At 70.9% G+C, this 16,433-nt stretch carries 15 protein-coding genes; 7 read left to right on the forward strand and 8 right to left on the reverse strand.

Annotation, left to right across the window (positions count from 1 at the left end; genetic code table 11):
• The 3 genes from KAK06_RS10395 to KAK06_RS24130 all read right to left on the reverse strand — a co-directional run bounded on the left by KAK06_RS10395 (position 1) and on the right by KAK06_RS24130 (position 4,304).
• On the reverse strand, positions 1-960 hold the full coding sequence (locus tag KAK06_RS10395; protein ID WP_210801989.1) for a hypothetical protein: 960 nt from the start codon (positions 958-960) through the stop codon (positions 1-3).
• 104 nt (positions 961-1,064) lie between these two features.
• Entirely contained in the window at positions 1,065-3,314 is a 2,250-nt protein-coding gene (locus KAK06_RS10400) for a helicase-related protein (RefSeq protein ID WP_210801990.1), read from the reverse strand.
• A gap of 39 nt (positions 3,315-3,353) precedes the next feature.
• Positions 3,354-4,304, reverse strand: a complete 951-nt coding sequence (locus KAK06_RS24130) for a hypothetical protein (protein ID WP_247652772.1) — start codon at positions 4,302-4,304, stop codon at positions 3,354-3,356.
• Positions 4,305-4,533: 229 nt separating this feature from the next.
• Here KAK06_RS24130 and KAK06_RS24135 point away from each other — a divergent pair, with 229 nt between their 5' ends.
• From KAK06_RS24135 to KAK06_RS10420, 5 genes are read left to right on the forward strand one after another with little or no spacing between them, the layout of a single operon-like run.
• Entirely contained in the window at positions 4,534-5,514 is a 981-nt protein-coding gene (locus KAK06_RS24135; protein ID WP_247652773.1) for a Bug family tripartite tricarboxylate transporter substrate binding protein, read from the forward strand.
• A complete protein-coding gene (locus KAK06_RS24140; protein WP_310741065.1) occupies positions 5,511-6,053 on the forward strand; it encodes a methylated-DNA--[protein]-cysteine S-methyltransferase in 543 nt (180 codons plus the stop codon). The genes KAK06_RS24135 and KAK06_RS24140 overlap by 4 nt, the downstream gene beginning before the upstream one ends.
• A 54-nt stretch (positions 6,054-6,107) precedes the next feature.
• A complete protein-coding gene (locus KAK06_RS10410; protein WP_210801992.1) occupies positions 6,108-6,458 on the forward strand; it encodes a TA system antitoxin ParD family protein in 351 nt (116 codons plus the stop codon).
• Positions 6,459-7,028, forward strand: a complete 570-nt coding sequence (locus KAK06_RS10415; RefSeq protein WP_210801994.1) for an ATPase — start codon at positions 6,459-6,461, stop codon at positions 7,026-7,028.
• On the forward strand, positions 7,025-8,932 hold the full coding sequence (locus KAK06_RS10420) for a B12-binding domain-containing radical SAM protein (protein ID WP_210801996.1): 1,908 nt from the start codon (positions 7,025-7,027) through the stop codon (positions 8,930-8,932). Before KAK06_RS10415 ends, KAK06_RS10420 begins: the two co-directional genes overlap by 4 nt.
• On the opposite strand, the gene KAK06_RS10425 is transcribed toward KAK06_RS10420, so the two are convergent.
• Positions 8,933-9,589 (reverse strand): class II glutamine amidotransferase, encoded by a 657-nt coding sequence (locus KAK06_RS10425; protein WP_210801998.1) that lies wholly within the window; start codon positions 9,587-9,589, stop codon positions 8,933-8,935.
• A 168-nt stretch (positions 9,590-9,757) separates the two neighbouring features.
• On the opposite strand from KAK06_RS10425, the gene gshA reads away from it, so the two are divergent.
• Together gshA and KAK06_RS10435 are read left to right on the forward strand one after the other, a co-directional pair.
• Positions 9,758-11,275: a glutamate--cysteine ligase gene (gene gshA, locus KAK06_RS10430; protein WP_375140886.1), complete on the forward strand. Its 1,518-nt coding sequence runs from the start codon at positions 9,758-9,760 to the stop codon at positions 11,273-11,275.
• 146 nt (positions 11,276-11,421) lie between these two features.
• Entirely contained in the window at positions 11,422-11,949 is a 528-nt protein-coding gene (locus tag KAK06_RS10435) for a hypothetical protein (protein WP_210802000.1), read from the forward strand.
• Positions 11,950-11,961: 12 nt separating this feature from the next.
• Here KAK06_RS10435 and paaZ read toward each other — a convergent pair whose 3' ends face one another.
• From paaZ to paaC, 4 genes are read right to left on the reverse strand one after another with little or no spacing between them, the layout of a single operon-like run.
• A complete protein-coding gene (gene paaZ / locus KAK06_RS10440) occupies positions 11,962-14,007 on the reverse strand; it encodes a phenylacetic acid degradation bifunctional protein PaaZ (RefSeq protein ID WP_210802002.1) in 2,046 nt (681 codons plus the stop codon).
• The gene (gene paaE, locus KAK06_RS10445) at positions 14,004-15,086 is read right to left on the reverse strand and encodes a 1,2-phenylacetyl-CoA epoxidase subunit PaaE (RefSeq protein ID WP_210802004.1); all 1,083 of its coding nucleotides are present in this window, start codon (positions 15,084-15,086) and stop codon (positions 14,004-14,006) included. The genes paaZ and paaE overlap by 4 nt, the downstream gene beginning before the upstream one ends.
• Before the next feature lie 13 nt (positions 15,087-15,099).
• Positions 15,100-15,621: a 1,2-phenylacetyl-CoA epoxidase subunit PaaD gene (gene paaD / locus KAK06_RS10450; RefSeq protein ID WP_375140887.1), complete on the reverse strand. Its 522-nt coding sequence runs from the start codon at positions 15,619-15,621 to the stop codon at positions 15,100-15,102.
• Positions 15,615-16,433 carry a 1,2-phenylacetyl-CoA epoxidase subunit PaaC gene (paaC, locus tag KAK06_RS10455; RefSeq protein WP_210802008.1) on the reverse strand — a complete coding sequence of 273 codons (819 nt, stop codon included), beginning with the start codon at positions 16,431-16,433 and terminating at the stop codon, positions 15,615-15,617. Before paaC ends, paaD begins: the two co-directional genes overlap by 7 nt.

Raw genomic sequence — 16,433 nt, forward strand, 5'->3', positions numbered from 1 at the left:
TCAGGGCTTGACCAGGATGCTGTCGCCCTCCGGGAACCAGGCCGACAGGTCATCGGTGCCCTCCGGAAAGCGCAGGCTGGTGTAGGTCCGCCACAGCCAGGCGTGATCCCTCAACGCCACTTCCCGCAGGTAGTGCACGCCGGGTCGCACCGCGTCGGCGTGCGGCTGCCCGCCGAAATGCAGCGCCGCTTGCGCGACGCCCGGGCCTGGCCAGTCGCTGCGCATGCCGAAGCAGGACTGTCCGTCGAGCGTGCAGAAGTACAGGTAGGACATCGCCGGACCCGCCACCTGCGGATCGCCCAGGTCGCGCACCGTCAGCGTCGCGCGGACATAGCGCGCATCATCGGACCCCGGGGTGGTGCGCGACAGCCGGGTGCGCGGCGTTTCGATCACGCCCCGCACCAGTTCGGGTGGCGTGCGGTCGCCGCCCAGCGGATTGATCACCGTGGTCTGCAACGGCCCCAGGCGGGTCAGCGCCTCGCCCTCGTACTCGACGAAATTGCCGGCCTTGTCTTCCAGGAAGGCCCAGCTCAGCGTCACCGGGCCCGGTGGCGTATAGCGTGAGACCTCACCGCTGAGCGTTTCGGCCAGGCTCCAGCGCGGCGCCGGAAAGTCGTAGGCCAGGCTGACCTCCTGACCCCGTTCGCCACCGTACAGGCCCAGGCGCATGATGCCCGAGCCCTTGTCCGAGGCCCGGATGTCCACCAGCATCGCCTCGCCCGCCACGGATTGCGGTGCCACCGACAGCCGGGTCAGCTCCGGCGGCGTCGTGTCGGCGCCCGCGCGCTCACCGCGCAGCCGCTGCTGGGCGATGCGCTCGCGCACATAGGCCTTCACCATCGGCAGCGGCATCCGCGACAGCTCGGCGCCGCTCAGACGCTCCGACCCCCAGGGCGTTGCCGCCCAGACCGCTTGCACACCCAGGGCCCACAGGCCCAGCACCCACCAGGAATGACGCATCTGCACACCTTCTTGCGGCCCGACCACCGGACGCGTGGACGCCAGACTAGGCCGGTGCGCTCGCGCGCGCATCCACCCAACTGAGGAGTGCGTCGACGGTCGTGTCAGCGGCGCGGCGCACCGCGCCGCTGCCGGGCCTGCCACAGCGGCCGCTTCGCCTTGAGCTGGCGCTCAATGCCGTCATTGAGCACCTCGCGCAGCCCCAACACCTCGTCCAGGTGGCCGTAGACGCCGGGGAAGCGCAGGTCCAGCCACAGCCACAGCGTGCAGGCGCGCAGCGCCTGCTCCATCCGCTCCAGTCGGCTGTGGCTGTCGACCATGTCCAGGAACACCGGACGGCCGGCCTGGCCGGTGGCGGCGTGCTGGTGGGCCCAGCTGTAGAAGTCCTGCAGCAGGTGCTCGGTGCGGGTGTCCACCGGGGCCTGGGCATAGATGAAGCGCTCCTTCAGGCTCAGGCTGCCGGCCTGGGCATCGAGCTCCACCGCCAGGTCCAGCATCTGCTCGAGCTCGGCCACCTCGAAGTGGGCGTTGTCCAGCGCCAGCTGGTCCATGAACACGCTCAGCACCTCGTGCAGCCGCGACTTGCCCAGGCGCTGCGAGATCGTGCTGACATGCCACCAGTTCGGCGCCACCGGCGCCTTGAAGTGGCGCGGCGCGCGCGGCGGGCGCGGCAGCAGTTCCTTCAGTGCGCGCGCGGCGCCGGGCTCGGCCTCGTGCAGCACGCCGGTGAAGCCTTCCTCGTGGATGCCGTAGCGGCCGGCACGGCCGGCGATCTGGTGCACCTCGGACTCGGTCAGCGCGCGGTCACCCACGCCGTCGAACTTGACCATGGTGCTGAACAGCACGCGCCGGATCGGCAGGTTCAGGCCCATGCCAATGGCGTCGGTGGCCACCAGGATGTGCGACTCGCCACCGGCGAAGCGCTCGGCCTCGCGCCGGCGCACCTCGGGCGGCAGCGCGCCGTAGATCACGCTGACCGGGTGGCCGTTGGCGGCGATCTGGTCGCGCAGCATCAGCACGTCGCGGCGGCTGAAGGCCACCACCGCATCGCCCTTCTTCAGCGTAGGCAGGGCCACCGGGCCGGGCAGCAGCTGCACATGCTGCTTGCGCTGGAACTGGCGCACCTCCACCGCCTCGCCGCACAGGCCCAGCAGGGTCTCGATGGCCGGCACCGCATAGGCCGAGCAGATCACGATCACCTCGCGCGCCGGCACGCCGACGATGGCCTGGGTCCAGGCCCAGCCACGTGACGCGTCGAAGATCATCTGCGCCTCGTCGATCACCGCCACGTCCAGCACCTCGCGGGTGCCCACCATCTCGATCGTGCTGCTGACCACCCGCGCGCCGTCGGCGGGCTGGTTCTCTTCGCCGGTCAGCAGGCTGCAGGGCACGCCGCGCGCCACCAGGCGATCGCGCCCCTCCAGCGCCAGCAGGCGCAGCGGCGCCAGGTAGGCACCGTCCAGCGCGCCGGCCAGTTTCTCGAAGGCGGCGTGGGTCTTGCCGCTGTTGGGCGGGCCCACGTAGAGCGTGACCTTGCGCTTCAACTGCCGCGCCAGCGGGAAGCTGTCGGGGTAGCCCTGGAAGGCCAGCTCGTGGGTCAGGCTGGACAGGGTCTGCTGCTCGCCCACCTGGCGCTCCCAGCGGTCCTGGGCGCGGGTGCAGGCGGCCTTGAGTTCATCGGCACTGCCGGCGCGGGAGAGCTCGGCCTGCAGCCGTGGCAGCAGCGTGTCCATCGCGCCCTCGTCGCACCAGGCGCTGCGCTCGGCCAGGCTGTCGATGTGGGCGGCCACCTCGGCGGCGTGGGGGCAGGGCGGCGCATCGGCCAGGCCGCCCAGCAGCGCGCGCTTGTCGCCGTGGCGGAAGAAGGCCCAGACCATCTCGGCGTCCACCGGCGCGCGGTAAGCGATCTGCAGTGTGCCTGGCTTGCTCCAGGCCGCCCAGCGCAGCGGCAGCGGCGCGCGGTACAGGCGCTCCCAGCCCTCGCCCTGGCCGCGCGCGGTGTCGCGGGTGATGCCCAGCGCCTCCAGCGTGGCGTGGCGCTCCAGCATCGGGCCACGGGTCTCGCGGCCCACACCCACCTCGTCCAGGTGGCGCAGCGCGGCGTCGATCAGGCCCGGCGCGATCCAGCGGCTGGGCCGTTGGTGCTGCACGGCCTTTTGCAGCAGGATCAGGCCGCGCTCGTCCAGGAGGCGTTCCAGGCCGGGCGTCGCTTCGTCGACAAAGTCGGCCGGCTTGACGACCTGGGGCAGGTTGTAGGCCCCCTGGCGAACACGCTCCAGCTGCTCGGGGGTGATGTGGGCCGGCACGCGGGGGGCGTGGCGGGCGTCGGGCAGGCGAAGGAGAGGAGGGTTCATGCGCCGCCCGATTGTCGTCGCAGGCGGCGGCGCTGCGCCTCAGGGCGTCAAGGTGATCTGATCACCGTTGACGAACAGCGTGGAGAAGTCGGTACTGCCCCCAAAGCGTGTGCCCTTGAGAATCACGGTATTGCCTGCCCAATCCAACATCGTGACCCACATCGGGTAGTAATTGCCCGCCGTCGCGCCACGCCAGGCCGGTCGGCCGCCCGCTTCGAAGTCATGGCTGGTGCGGCCTTCAAGACCGGCGTACCCGCTCACGTCGAAGCATTTGCTCTGGTCCAACTTGCAGAACTCGACGCTGATCTGCTTGGCGCCCGAGACGCGCGTCTCGCCTGTGTCGGTGACCGCCAGCATCACCCCGGCCACGGCCGCTTGGATGGTGCCTGGCTGGTAGGCGCTGACCGACAGTTCGGGGGTCAGGATCTGGCCACGGTTCAGCGTCGGTGGGATGCCATCGCTGCCATGGGTATTTCGGACCACCACCTGGGTGTTGCCCATGGCTGCCAAGGCTGCGGCGCCGTAGTACCGGCCGCTCCCTGCGCCGTCGTAGAGGTCGACGCGATCGAACGTGTAGGTCCCTGGGGTGGTGTACTCGCTGACCTTGGCGACGATCTTGCCGGAAAAGGTGGTGCGGGGGAAGGACGGCCTCAGCTCGACCCAGATGTTCGCGCCGGGTCCGACCGCGCGCGCATAAATGCTTGCGATGCCCGAGAGGTCGTCACTGACCTGCAGCTTGATCGTCATCAGGCCACCGGCGTTCACGGTGGTCTTGGATTCGAACTGCGACAGGATGGGCGGCTCGACATCCCTGTCCACCGCGTCGGTTGGCAGCTTGGGGGGTGCCGCGGGCCGTTGCAACTCGGCCATCACCCGGCTCGGGGGCATGGCCGCGAACCGGGCTGCCGCCTGGGGTGCTGCAGCGGCCGATGGCAAGGGCTGTTGGGCCAGGGCCGTGGCGACCGCCGCGCTGAGAACAATGGTGAGCATGGGAATCCTCCTGGATGTCTTGTTCTGCCGCCGGGCATCCATCGAGGAAGACGGAAGGTGCCAGGCATCACGGCACCTGCGCTGAAGCCGGCGAAGCGGTCAGTCTGGTGCGCCCTGGTCGAGTGTAGCGACCCCGTCAGCCCGGCTGAGGCTGTTGCCGCCAGCTGCGGTATTCTGGCCCTCGACCGGCGGCCTGGCCCGCCCCCTCTCCTCCAGCAGAAAGTCCGCCATGCCTCCTGTTTCCTCCCGCCGCGGCCTCGTCCGCACCCTGCTCGCCACCGCCGCGCTGTGCGCCGCCGGCCTGGCCCACGCCGATGGCAAGACCATCAAGCTGCTGGTGGGCTTTCCGCCCGGCGGCGGCACCGACGCCATCGCCCGGCTGCTGGCCGAGCACCTGAAGGACGAACTGGGCGCCACCGTCATCGTCGAGAACAAGGCCGGCGCCGGTGGCCAGCTGGCGGCACAGGCGCTGAAGGCCGCACCGGCCGATGGCACGACGCTGTTCCTCAGCCACGACCACAGCATCTCGATCATTCCGCAGACGATGAAGACGCCCGGCTTCGATCCGGCCAAGGACTTCGTGCCGGTGGCCGGCTTCGCCACCTTCGTCAACGGCCTGGCGGTCTCGGGCGGCACGCCGGCCAAGAGCTACACCGAGTACCTGGCGTGGCTGCGTGGCCCGCAGGGCGGCAAGGGCGTGGTGGGCGTGCCGGCGCCGGGCTCGGTGCCCGAGTTCCTGGTCAAGGTGCTGGGCGAGCGCAACAAGCTCGACCTGGTGGCCGCGCCCTACCGCGGCAGCGCACCGATGATGGCCGACATGCTGGGCAACCAGATCGCCGCCGGTGTGGGCTCGGTGCCCGACTTCATCGAGAACCACAAGGCTGGCAAGCTGCGGATGGTGGCGGTGATCGGCGACAAGCGCCAGGCCGTGCTGCCCGACGTGCCCACCTTCAAGGAGCTGGGCCTCGCCGGCTTCGAGGACCTGCCCTACTACGGCATCTGGGCGCCCACCGGCACGCCCAAGGCCACGCTGGACCAGCTCTCGGCCGCGCTGGCCAAGGCGGTGGCCAAGCCGGCGGTACACGATCGCCTGACCGCGATGGGCCTGACGGTGGGCCACATGAGTGGCGAGCAACTGGGCAAGACCGAGGCGGCCTACACCGCGACCTGGTCGAAGATCATCAAGGCTACTGGCTTCCAGGCACAGTGATCGAAACGGGCTGGGTCGCATTCGAAACGCCGGTCGGCGTCTGCGCCCTGGCCTGGGATGCACAAGCGCGCCTGGCCGGCAGCCTGCTGCCCGGCGATGGCCTGCCGGCGCGCATGCGCCGCCGCCACGGCGAGGGCCCGGCCAGCGACGTGCCGGCTGTCGCCCAGACCTGGATCACCCGCCTGCGCGCGGTGATGGCCGGCGCCGCCGACGACCTGGCCGACATCCCACTGGCCGATGAGGATGCGCCCGAGTTCCACCGCCGCGTCTGGGCGCTGGCCCGGGCCATCCCGCCCGGCCGCACGCGCACCTACGGCGAGCTGGCGCTGGACCTGGGCGAGCCCGGCGCCGCCCGGGCCGTGGGTCAGGCGCTGGGCGCCAACCCCTTCGCGCCCTTCGTGCCCTGCCATCGCATCCTGGCGGCCCAGGGCGGGGCGGGCGGCTTCTCGGCACCGGGCGGCACCCGCACCAAGCTGCAGCTGCTGACCTTGGAGCAGGCGCGCCTGACGCCCCACCCGGACCAGCCGTCCTTGTTCTGATGCAGTCGGCCGGATTGCTGTAGCATATTGCTACTCGTCCTTCTGGAGCCCACCATGGCCACTGCCGCCGCCCCCATCCGCCTGGACCGTGAACTGGCCGCCGCCGCCCGCGAGGCCGCCCAGACCATGAGCCGCAGCGTGGCCGAGCAGGTCAGCCACTGGGCCCGGCTGGGCCGCGAGCTGGAACGCAGCCCCGGCGTCTCGGTGGCCCAGGTGCAGGCGGTGCTGCGCGGCCAGGCCTCGTACGACGCGCTGCAGCTGCAGGAACAGGCCGTGGTGCGCGCCACCTGGGAGGAGCAGCTGGCGGCGCAGCTGGCGCGGCTGGACCTGGCGCGCGATTTCGCCCAGGAGGGCCACCGCTACGCCGAACTCGACGCCGACGGCCAGCTGCGCATCGTCGAGTGAATGCCGCTGCTGCAGCTGATCGCCGGCCCCAATGGCGCCGGCAAGACCACCTTGTTCGAGCGCGTGCTGTCACCCATCACGCGCCTGCCCTTCATCAATGCCGACGTGCTGGCGCGCCAGCACTGGCCGGGTGACGAAGAGGCGCATGGCCACGAGGCCGCCGCACTGGCCGCGCAGGCCCGCCAGCAGGCGCTGGCGCAAGGCCTGTCCTTCGTGGCCGAGACCGTCTTCTCCCACCCGTCCAAGCTGGCCCTGGTGCAGGACGCCCAGGCGCGCGGCTACCTGGTCCACCTGCACGTGGTGCTGGTGCCGGTGGAACTGAGCGTGGCGCGGGTGAAGCTGCGCTCGGCGCAGGGCGGCCACTCGGTGCCCGAAGAGCGGGTGCGCGAGCGCCACCAGCGGTTGTGGAGCCTGCTGGCCCAGGCCGCCCAGCGGGCCGATTCGACCCGCGTCTACGACAACAGCAGCGCGCGCCACCCCTTCCGCCTGGCCGCCACCTACGAACACGGCCGCGCGCTGGGGCCGATCGAGCTGCCCACCTGGTCACCCTGGCTGGAGCCCCGGCCATGACGGCCACGCCGGTCCGCGTTCTCAGCGTCATCCCGCCGATGACGCAGCTCAACACGCCCTACCCGTCCACCGCCTACCTGACCGGCTTCCTGCGCTCGCGCGGCATCGACGCGGTGCAGGAGGACCTGGCGCTGGCGCTGGTGCTGGACCTGTTCACCCCCGACGGCCTGGACGCGCTGCGCGCCGACGCCCGCCGCGTGACGAAGCCCGGCCCGGTCATTGCCCACTTCCTGCAGCACTTCGACGCCTACCGCGCCACGATCGCGCCGGTGATCCGCTTCCTGCAGGGCGGCGACAGCACGCTGGCGCACCGCATCAACGCCCGCACCCTGCTGCCCGAAGGCCCGCGCTTCGACGCGCTGGAACACTACGTGGACGATGGCAGCGGCGACCCGCTGGGCTGGGCCTTCGGCGTGCTGGGCGGCAGCGACCGCGCACGCCACCTGGCCACGCTGTACCTGAACGACCTGGCCGATGTGATCCGCGAGGCGGTGGACCCGCGCTTCGAGTTCGTCCGCTACGCCGAGCGCCTGGCCACCAGCCAGCCCAGCTTCGAGCCCATGGCCGAGGCGCTGGCCGCACCGCCCAACCTGCTGGACCGCACGCTGGCGCGCCTGACGCGTGAGGCATTGGCGCGCCACCAGCCCACGCTGCTGCTGCTGTCGGTGCCCTTCCCGGGCGCGCTGTACGCGGCGCTGCGCATCGCCGCGGCGGTCAAGGCGCACGATGCCACGATCACCGTGGCGCTGGGCGGCGGCTTCGTCAACACCGAGCTGCGCCAGCTGCGCGAGCCGCGGCTCTTTGACCACGTGGACGTGATCACGCTGGACGGCGGCGAGCGGCCGCTGCTGGCGCTGATCGAGCACCTGCAGGGCCAGCGCTCGCGCGAACGCCTGGTGCGCGCCATGGTGCGCGAGGACGGGGCGGTGCGCCAAATCCACTGGCCCGAGCCCGACATCCCCTTCGACGAGGTCGGCACGCCCACCTGGGACGGCCTGCCGCTGGCCAAGTACCTGTCGCTGCTGGACATGCTCAACCCCATGCACCGGCTGTGGAGCGACGGGCGCTGGAACAAGCTGACCGTGGCCCACGGCTGCTACTGGAAGAAGTGCAGCTTCTGCGACGTCAGCCTCGACTACATCTCGCGCTACGAGGCGGCCAATGCCTCGGTGCTGGTCGACCGCATCGAGACCATCGTCGCCGAGACCGGGCAGACCGGCTTTCACTTTGTCGACGAGGCCGCGCCGCCCAAGGCGCTGAAGGCGCTGGCCGATGAGCTGCAACGCCGCGGCACCGGCATCAGCTGGTGGGGCAACATCCGCTTCGAGAAGACCTTCACACCCGCGCTGTGCCGGCAGCTGGCCGACAGCGGCTGCATCGCCGTCACCGGCGGCCTGGAGGTGGCCTCCGACCGCCTGCTGGCGCTGATGGCCAAGGGCGTGACGGTGGAGCAGGTGGCGCGCGTCACCAAGGGCTTTGCCGACGCCGGGGTGCTGGTCCACGCCTACCTGATGTACGGCTTTCCCACCCAGACACTGCAGGACACGGTGGACGCGCTGGAGCTGGTGCGCCAGCTGTTTGCCGAGGGCTGCATCCACAGCGGCTTCTTCCACCGCTTTGCCTGCACCGTGCATTCGCCGGTGGGCCAGGATCCGGCGCATTACGGCGTGACGCTCAAGCCACTGCCCGATTCACCCTTTGCGATGAACGATGTCGGCTTCCATGACCCCACCGGCGTCGACCATGACCTGCTCGGGCCGGGGCTGAAGAAGGCGATCTACAACTTCATGCACGGCATCGGCCTGGACGAGGACGTGCGCGCCTGGTTCGAGCAGTGGCCGGGCAAGGTGCCGCGGCCCACAGTGCACCGCCAGCGCATCGCGCGGGCGCTGCAGCAGCGCTGATCAGGCCGCCAGCCGGGCCTTCCAGTGGCGGAACTGCCAGCGCAGGTCGGCCCAGGCCTGGCGCCAGGCTTGCGGGCAGCGCGGCCGCCAGGTGCGGGCGTTCGAGACCTCGATGCCCTGCATGCTGGGGTGCCATTCGTCGTGGGCCACGCGGTGCCACTCGCGGCCCAGGCGGACCACGCCGTCGCGGTCGGCCAGCAGCACCATCGAGCCCTTGACCAGCGGCGCCAGCAGGCGGGCGAAGGCCTCAGAGCGCACCATGGCGCGGGCCTGGGTATCGTCCAGACCGGCCAGCAGCTCGCCCAGCAGACGGGCCAGCTCGGCGGTGTCGCTGTGGCCCGGTTGGCTGGGCCGCAGCGTGCGGATCGAGCCGTTGTGCATCAGCCAGAGGCCCGGACGCACCAGAAAGGGGTGGGTCATCGCCAGGTTCACCGCGCCCACCGTGGCCTGCCGCAGGTGCAGCAACGCCGGTTGCGCCTCGGGCAGGGCCTGCAGCTGCCGCAGCAGGTCATCCAGGCGCATGCCCTGCTGGGCGTGCGGCTCGCCGTCGGTGTCCCAGGTGATCACGCCCCAGCCATGGCCATTGCGCTGCCAGGCGTTCTCAACAAAGGCCGGGCAGACCGGTCGGTTGGCGGGTTTGTGGATGATCAGGCACATCGGGCGACAACGCGTGAGGGGGCGATTTGGTTGATGCAAGTCGTGTTCCTGCGTGATTCGGCGCCCTGCGGCCTGACTTGAGGCCGGCTTGGCCCCGGTCGCACGCCGATCACGAAAAAAGCGTCCAATACGCCCCCGGGCTGCTTCGGTGGGCCCGACAAGGAGACCCTGTTGACCCTGCATGACCGCATCGACGCCTGGCGTGACGACCAACTGGTCGGCATGCGCCGCGGCATCGAGAAGGAAAGCCTGCGCACCACCCCCGACGGCGGCCTGGCGCTGACGCCGCACCCGCTGGCGCTGGGTTCGGCCCTCACCCACCCGCACATCACCACCGATTTCAGCGAGTCGCAGCTGGAGCTGGTGACCGGCGCGTTCACCCGGGTCGAGGACACCTTCGCCCAGCTCGGCGAGCTGCACCAGGCGGTGGCCCAGGCCCTGGGCGACGAGCGCATGTGGGTCTCCAGCATGCCCTGCTGCCTGCCCAGCGAGGAGGCCATTCCGCTGGGCCAGTACGGCGCCTCGCACATCGGCCGCGTCAAGACCGTCTACCGCCAGGGCCTGTCGCACCGCTACGGGCGGCGCATGCAGACCATCTCGGGCATCCACTACAACTGGTCGCTGCCCGGGCTGGGCAATGACGAGTACTTCCACCTGATCCGCAACTTCCGCCGTGACAGCTTTCTGCTGCTGTGGCTGTTTGGCGCGTCACCGGCGGTGTGCGCCAGCTTTGTCGACGGCCTGCCGCACGGCCTGGAGCCGCTGGGCAGCGGCACCCTGCACCTGCCGCACGCCACCTCGCTGCGCATGGGCCGCCTGGGCTACCAGAGCGAGGCCCAGGCCTCGCTGGCGGTCAGCTACAACGGTCTGGCCGGCTACGGCGCCACGCTGGAAGACGCGATGACGCGCAGTTGGCCGGCCTACCAGGCGATCGGCCTGCGCGACGAGCAGGGCGGCTGGCGCCAGCTCAGCACCCACCTGCTGCAGATCGAGAACGAGTTCTACGGCACCATCCGCCCCAAGCGCACCATTCATTCCGGCGAGCGGCCGCTGCATGCGCTGCGCGAGCGCGGCGTCGAGTACGTCGAGGTGCGCTGCATGGACCTGGATCCCTTCGAGCCGCTGGGCATCGCCCCCGACACCGCCCGCGTGATCGACCTGTTCCTGCTGCACTGCCTGGCCAGCGACAGCCCGCCCGACAGCCCGGAGGAAATCGCCGCGCTCAGCGAGAACCAGCAGCGCGTGGCCGCCCGTGGCCGCGAGCCCGGTCTGCGCCTGAGCCGCGGCGGTGCCGAGGTGGTGTTGGTGGAGTGGGCGGCCGAGCTGCTGGAAGGCTGCGAGCCGATCGCCCGCCGCATGGACGCGGCGCTGGGCGGCCAGGCCTACCGCCAGGCGCTGGCCGGCGCACAGTCGCGGCTGCTGCACCCCGACGCGCTGCCCTCGGCGCGGGTGCTGCGCGAAGCCGGTGACACCTGGCGCGGCGAGTACGCCGCGATGATCGCTGCGCTGTCGCAGGCCACCCGGCGGGTGCTGCTGGCGCAACCGCTGTCCACCGAACGCGCGCTGCACTGGGCCGCGCTGGCCGACCGTTCGCTGCGCGAGCAGGCCCGGATCGAGGCCGAACAGCAGGGCAGCTTCGACGACTTCGTGACGGACTACCTGGACGCCCGCCGCTTGCTGGCCTGATCCGCTGTCCTGGGGATGGCCGAGGGTTAGCCCGGAAACGTCGGCCCGGGCCGGTCCGTCAGCATCGGTGACACGCGGCCGGGTGGTTTGGCTGCGACCACCGAAAGGAAGTTGACATGGGATGTGAAGTTCGTTGCCCCCAGTGGATGGCGAGCACTGTGCTGGTTGCCGCACTGGCCGTTCTGCCGTTCGCGGCCCAGGCCGAGTCGTCGCGCCTGCAGGCGCTGAGCGCCAAGGTGGATGCGCTGGCTGCCCAGGTGGCGGCGCTGCAGGCGCGCGCCGCCCGGGTGACCGCCGCGCCCACCCCGGCTGATCTGGTCGGCGACTGGACGCTGACAGGATTCCAGAGCGAAATGCACGGCGGCGCCGGCGCCTGGCAGGTGCGCAGCTACGTGCACCAGGGCACGATCAGCCTCTACGACACCGGCAAGTACAAGCTAACGATCGCGTCCTCGGGCAATGAACTGATCAACGGCGGCGACACCGTGCAGTCCTTCGCCTCGCCCGAGCAGGTTGTCAAGGGTAAGTGGACGGTCAAGGGCAATACGCTGATGGTTGACGGCAACCCGGCCGGCACGATCAGCGCCGACATGACGGTGATCACGCGCACCGGCGCCAACCCGGCCGACAACACCAACGTGATGCTGGTGCTGACCAAGCAGCCGGCGCCCTGATCCGCACGGCGCTCAGCCCTTCTTGGCCACCAGCGTCAGGATGTCGTAGCTGGCCACCAGCTCACCCGCCTGGTTCGTCACCTCGACGTCCCAGGCCACCACGCCCTGGCCGCGGCCCTGCGCGTCGACCTTCATGCGGTCGATCTTGCGCTTGGCGGTCAGGCGCGCCTGGATGGTGTCGCCGATCGCCACCGGCTTGACGAAGCGCAGCGTGTCCAGCCCGTAGTTGGCCAGCACCGGGCCCGGGGCCGGGCTGACGAAGAGGCCAGCCGCCGCCGACAGCACGAAGTAGCCGTGGGCGATGCGCTGGCCGAAGGCAGTGTCCTTGGCGGCGATGGCGTCGAAGTGCATGTAGAAGTAATCGCCCGAGATGCCGCCGAAGTTGACGATGTCGGCCTCACTCACCGTGCGGCGATGCGTCAGCAGGCTCTCGCCGATCTGCAGCTCCTCGAAGTGGCGGCGGAAGGGGTGGACCTCGGTCTCGATGCGGGCGGCGCCGCGGACGTACTCTCCCGTCACCGCGGCCAGCATCGTGGGTGAGCCCTGCAGCGCGGCGCGCTGCAGGTAGTGCTTGACCGCTCGGGTGCCGCCCAGCTCCTCACCGCCGCCGGCGCGGCCGGGGCCGCCGTGCTTGAGCATCGGCAGCGGGCTGCCGTGGCCGGTGGATTCGGGCGCGGCGTCGCGGTCCAGCACCAGGATGCGGCCATGCAGCGCCGCCACCTCGGGCACCACGCGCGCAGCCACGGCCGGGTCGTGGGTGACCAGCGAGCCGACCAGGCTGCCCTGGCCCATCGCGGCCAGCGCCACCGCCTCGTCCAGGTCGTCGTAGGGCATCAGCGTGCTGACCGGGCCGAAGGCCTCCAGCTCGTGCACAGCGGGGGTGTGCAGCGCGCGCTCGGCCAGCAGCAGCGTGGGCGCGAAGAAGGCGCCCTCGGCCACGCCCTCGCCGCGCGGCGCGAAGCCATCGCTGGCGCCGAAGACCGGACGCGCGCCGCCCTCGATCAGCGCCGCCACGCGCTCGGCCACGTCGCGCTGCTGGTCGGCGCTGGCCAGTGCGCCCATCTTGACGCCGTCGACCGCCGGGTCGCCCACCACCACCTTGGCCAGGCGATCGCGCAGCGCGCTGGCCACGGCATCCAGATGAGCCCGCGGCACGATGGCGCGGCGGATCGCGGTGCACTTCTGGCCAGCCTTGACTGTCATCTCGCGCGCCACTTCCTTGAGGAAGAGGTCGAACTCGGGCGAGCCGGGCACCGCGTCGGGCGCCAGGATCGCGCAGTTCAGCGAGTCGGCCTCGGCGTTGAACGGGATGCTCTTCGCGATCACGTTGCGGTGCACGCGCAGCTTGGCGGCGGTGTCGGCCGAGCCGGTGAAGGTGACCACGTCGCGGCCGTCCAGGCGGTCGAGCAGGTCGCCAGTGGAGCCGATCACCAGCTGCAGGGCCCCCTCTGGCAGCAGGCCGCTGTCGACGATCAGCCGCATCGCCGCCTCGGTCAGGTAGCTGGTGGCGCTGGCGGGCTTGCCGATGCAGGGCATGCCGGCCAGGAAGCTCGGCGCGAACTTCTCCAGCAGGCCCCAGATGGGGAAGTTGAAGGCGTTGATGTGCACCGCCAGGCCGCGGCGCGGCACCAGGATATGGGTGCCGGCGAACTGGCCCTGCTTGCCCAGCGACAGCGCCGGGCCCTCATGCCACACATTGCCTGAGGGCAGCTCGTTGCTGCCGCTGCTGGCGTACGCGAACAGCGTGCCGGTGCCGCCTTCGATGTCGATCCAGCTGTCGGCGCGCGTGGCGCCGGTGTGGGCCGACACCGCGTAGAGCTGCTCCTTGCGCTCGTTCAGGTACTTGGCCAGTGCTTTGAGGATCGCGGCGCGCTGCTGGAAATCGAGCTTCAGCAGGTTCGCCACGCCGACGGTGCGCGCGTGGTGCACCGCCTCGGCGAAGTCGATCGCCTCGGCGTGGGTGGTGGCCACCGGCTGGCCGTTGATGGCGCTGCGCAGCGTCTGCGCGGCCTCGCGGCCGACCCAGCGGCCGGCGATGTAGGACTGGAGTTGCATCATTTCTCGTCGAAGGAGAGGAGGACTCGTTCGGTCAGCGGGTGCGCCTGGCAGCACAGCACGAAGCCGGCGGCCACGTCGGCGGCTTCCAGCGCGAAGTTGCGCTCCATGCGCACCTGGCCTTCCAGCACCTTGGCGCGGCAGGTACCGCAGACACCGGAGGTGCAGGAGAACGGCACCTCCAGGCCGGCGGCGCTGGCGGCGTCCAGGATGCTGGGCTGGTCCTTGTGGAAGGCGATCTCGCGCTTCAGGCCGTCGCGCACGATGGTCACGCGGGCCTGCTCGGCATCGCCGGGCTGGGCCTGGTGGACGATGGCGTCCACCTTCTTGTCCTGCGGCACACCGAAGCGCTCGATGTGGATGCCCTCGGCGGGCACGCCCGCGGCCTTCAGCGCGGCCTCAGCCTCATCGTTCATCTGGAAAGGGCCGCAAACGAAGGCGTGGTCGATCGTGGCGGCCGGCACCAGCGTGCTCAGGAACTCGCCCAGCTTGTCTCGGTTCATCAGGCCGTGGTTGATCGGCGACTCGGTGGGCTCGTCGCTGAACACATGGTGCAGCACCACGCGTGTCAGGTACTGGTTCTTCAGGTCCTCGATCTCTTCCTTGAACATCGTCGAGGCCAGCGCGCGGTTGGCATACAGCAAGGTGAAGCGGCTCAGCGGCTCGCGCGCCAACACCGTCTTCATGATCGACAGGATCGGCGTGATGCCGCTGCCGCCGGCAATGCCGACGAAGTGCCGGCGCGCTGCGGGCTGCAGCTGCACGAAGAAGCGGCCCTGCGGCGCCATCACCTGCACCGCGTCGCCCACCTTGAGCTGCTGGTTGACCCAGTTGGAAAAGCGGCCGCCCTTGACCTGGCGCACGCCCACGCGCAGCTCGCCATCGTCCACGCCAGCGCAGATCGAGTACGAGCGGCGCAGGTCCTCGCCGTCGACGGTGGCGCGCAGCGTCAGGTACTGGCCCTGGGTGAAGGCGAAGGTCTCGCGCAACTCGGGCGGCACGTCGAAGCTGACGATCACCGCTTCGGCGGTGTCGGGTTCGATGGCGCGCACGCGCAAGGGGTGGAAGAGGGGGGTGCTCATCGAGAAGAGGCCTTCAGATGGGTTTGAAGTGCTCGAAGGGTTCGCGGCAGGCCAGGCAGCGGTACAGGGCCTTGCAGGCGGTGGAGCCGAAGGCGCTCAGGCGCTCGGTCTGCGGGCTGTCGCAGCGGGGGCAGGCCACGCTGGCCTCGCGCTGGCGGCGCACGATGCGGATCGGGGCGGTGTCGGCCGGCGTGGTGCGGCCGGGCGGCGCGATGCCGTACTCGCGCAGCTTGCGCCGGCCCTCGTCGCTGATCCAGTCGGTGGTCCAGGCGGGGTGGCGGCGGGTGAGCGCGCGGGCCGGGCCCAGCTGCGCGGCGGACAGCGCGTCCAGCACGCTGCGCTCGATCACTTCGGTGGCTGGGCAGCCGGAATAGGTGGGCGTGAGCACCACCTCCAGCGCGCCGTCATCGGCCTGCTGCACGTCGCGCACGATGCCCAGCTCGCACACCGAGATCGCGGGGACTTCGGGGTCGGGGACCTGTTGGAGCACGGTCCAGGCTTGCTGGATGCGCTCGGTGACGACAGAGGTCACCAGGCGCCCCCGGGATAGGCGCGCTGCAGGTGCTGCATCTCGGCCAGGATGAAGCCCAGGTGCTCGCTGTGCACGCCGCGCCGGCCGGTGCTGCGGAACACGCCGACGGCGGGCGCCTTCAGCTGCGCCTCGGCCATCAGCTCGGCGATCTCGGCATCGAAGGCCTCCTTCAGCGACGAGGCGGCCGGGCCCAGGCCGCTGGCGGCGGCGTGGGCGTCGACCTCGTCGTCCTCGAACAGCTCGGGCACGAAGCGCCACAGCTGCTCCACGGCGTTTTGCATGCGGCGCGCCGACTCGTCGGTGCCATCGCCCAGGCGCAGCACCCAGTCGGCCGAGTGCTGCTGGTGGTAGCGGGCCTCCTTGACGGCCTTGGCGGCGATCGCGGCCACTTCCTCGTCGGACGATTCGGTCAGCCGCTCCCAGGCCAGGCGCAGCCAGGTGGCGACCAGCGCGTTGCGCAGCGTGGTGACGGCGAAGTCACGCTCACCGCGCGGGCTGCCATCGGCGCTGTGCGGCAGCTCCACCAGCGTCGGGTTCAGGTAGTCGCGCTCCTCGCGCAGAAAGGCCAGTTGGTCCTCGTCCAGCGGCTGGCCGCCGGTGTCGGCCGCGCCCAGCCGGCCGGCATGGGTGTAGAGCGCGCGGGCCTGGCCGATCAGGTCCAGCGACAGGTTGGTCAGCGCGATGTCCTCTTCGAGGATCGGCGCGTGGCCACACCACTCGCCCAGGCGCTGGGCGTGGATCAGGCACAGGTCGGCCAGGCGCAGCAGGTAGCGCACCGCGGGGGCGCGGCTCGGGGTGATGGAGGGAGCGGTCAT

Origin of the sequence: Ideonella aquatica (genome assembly GCF_018069755.1) — a bacterium.
Lineage (GTDB): Bacteria > Pseudomonadota > Gammaproteobacteria > Burkholderiales > Burkholderiaceae_C > Ideonella > Ideonella aquatica.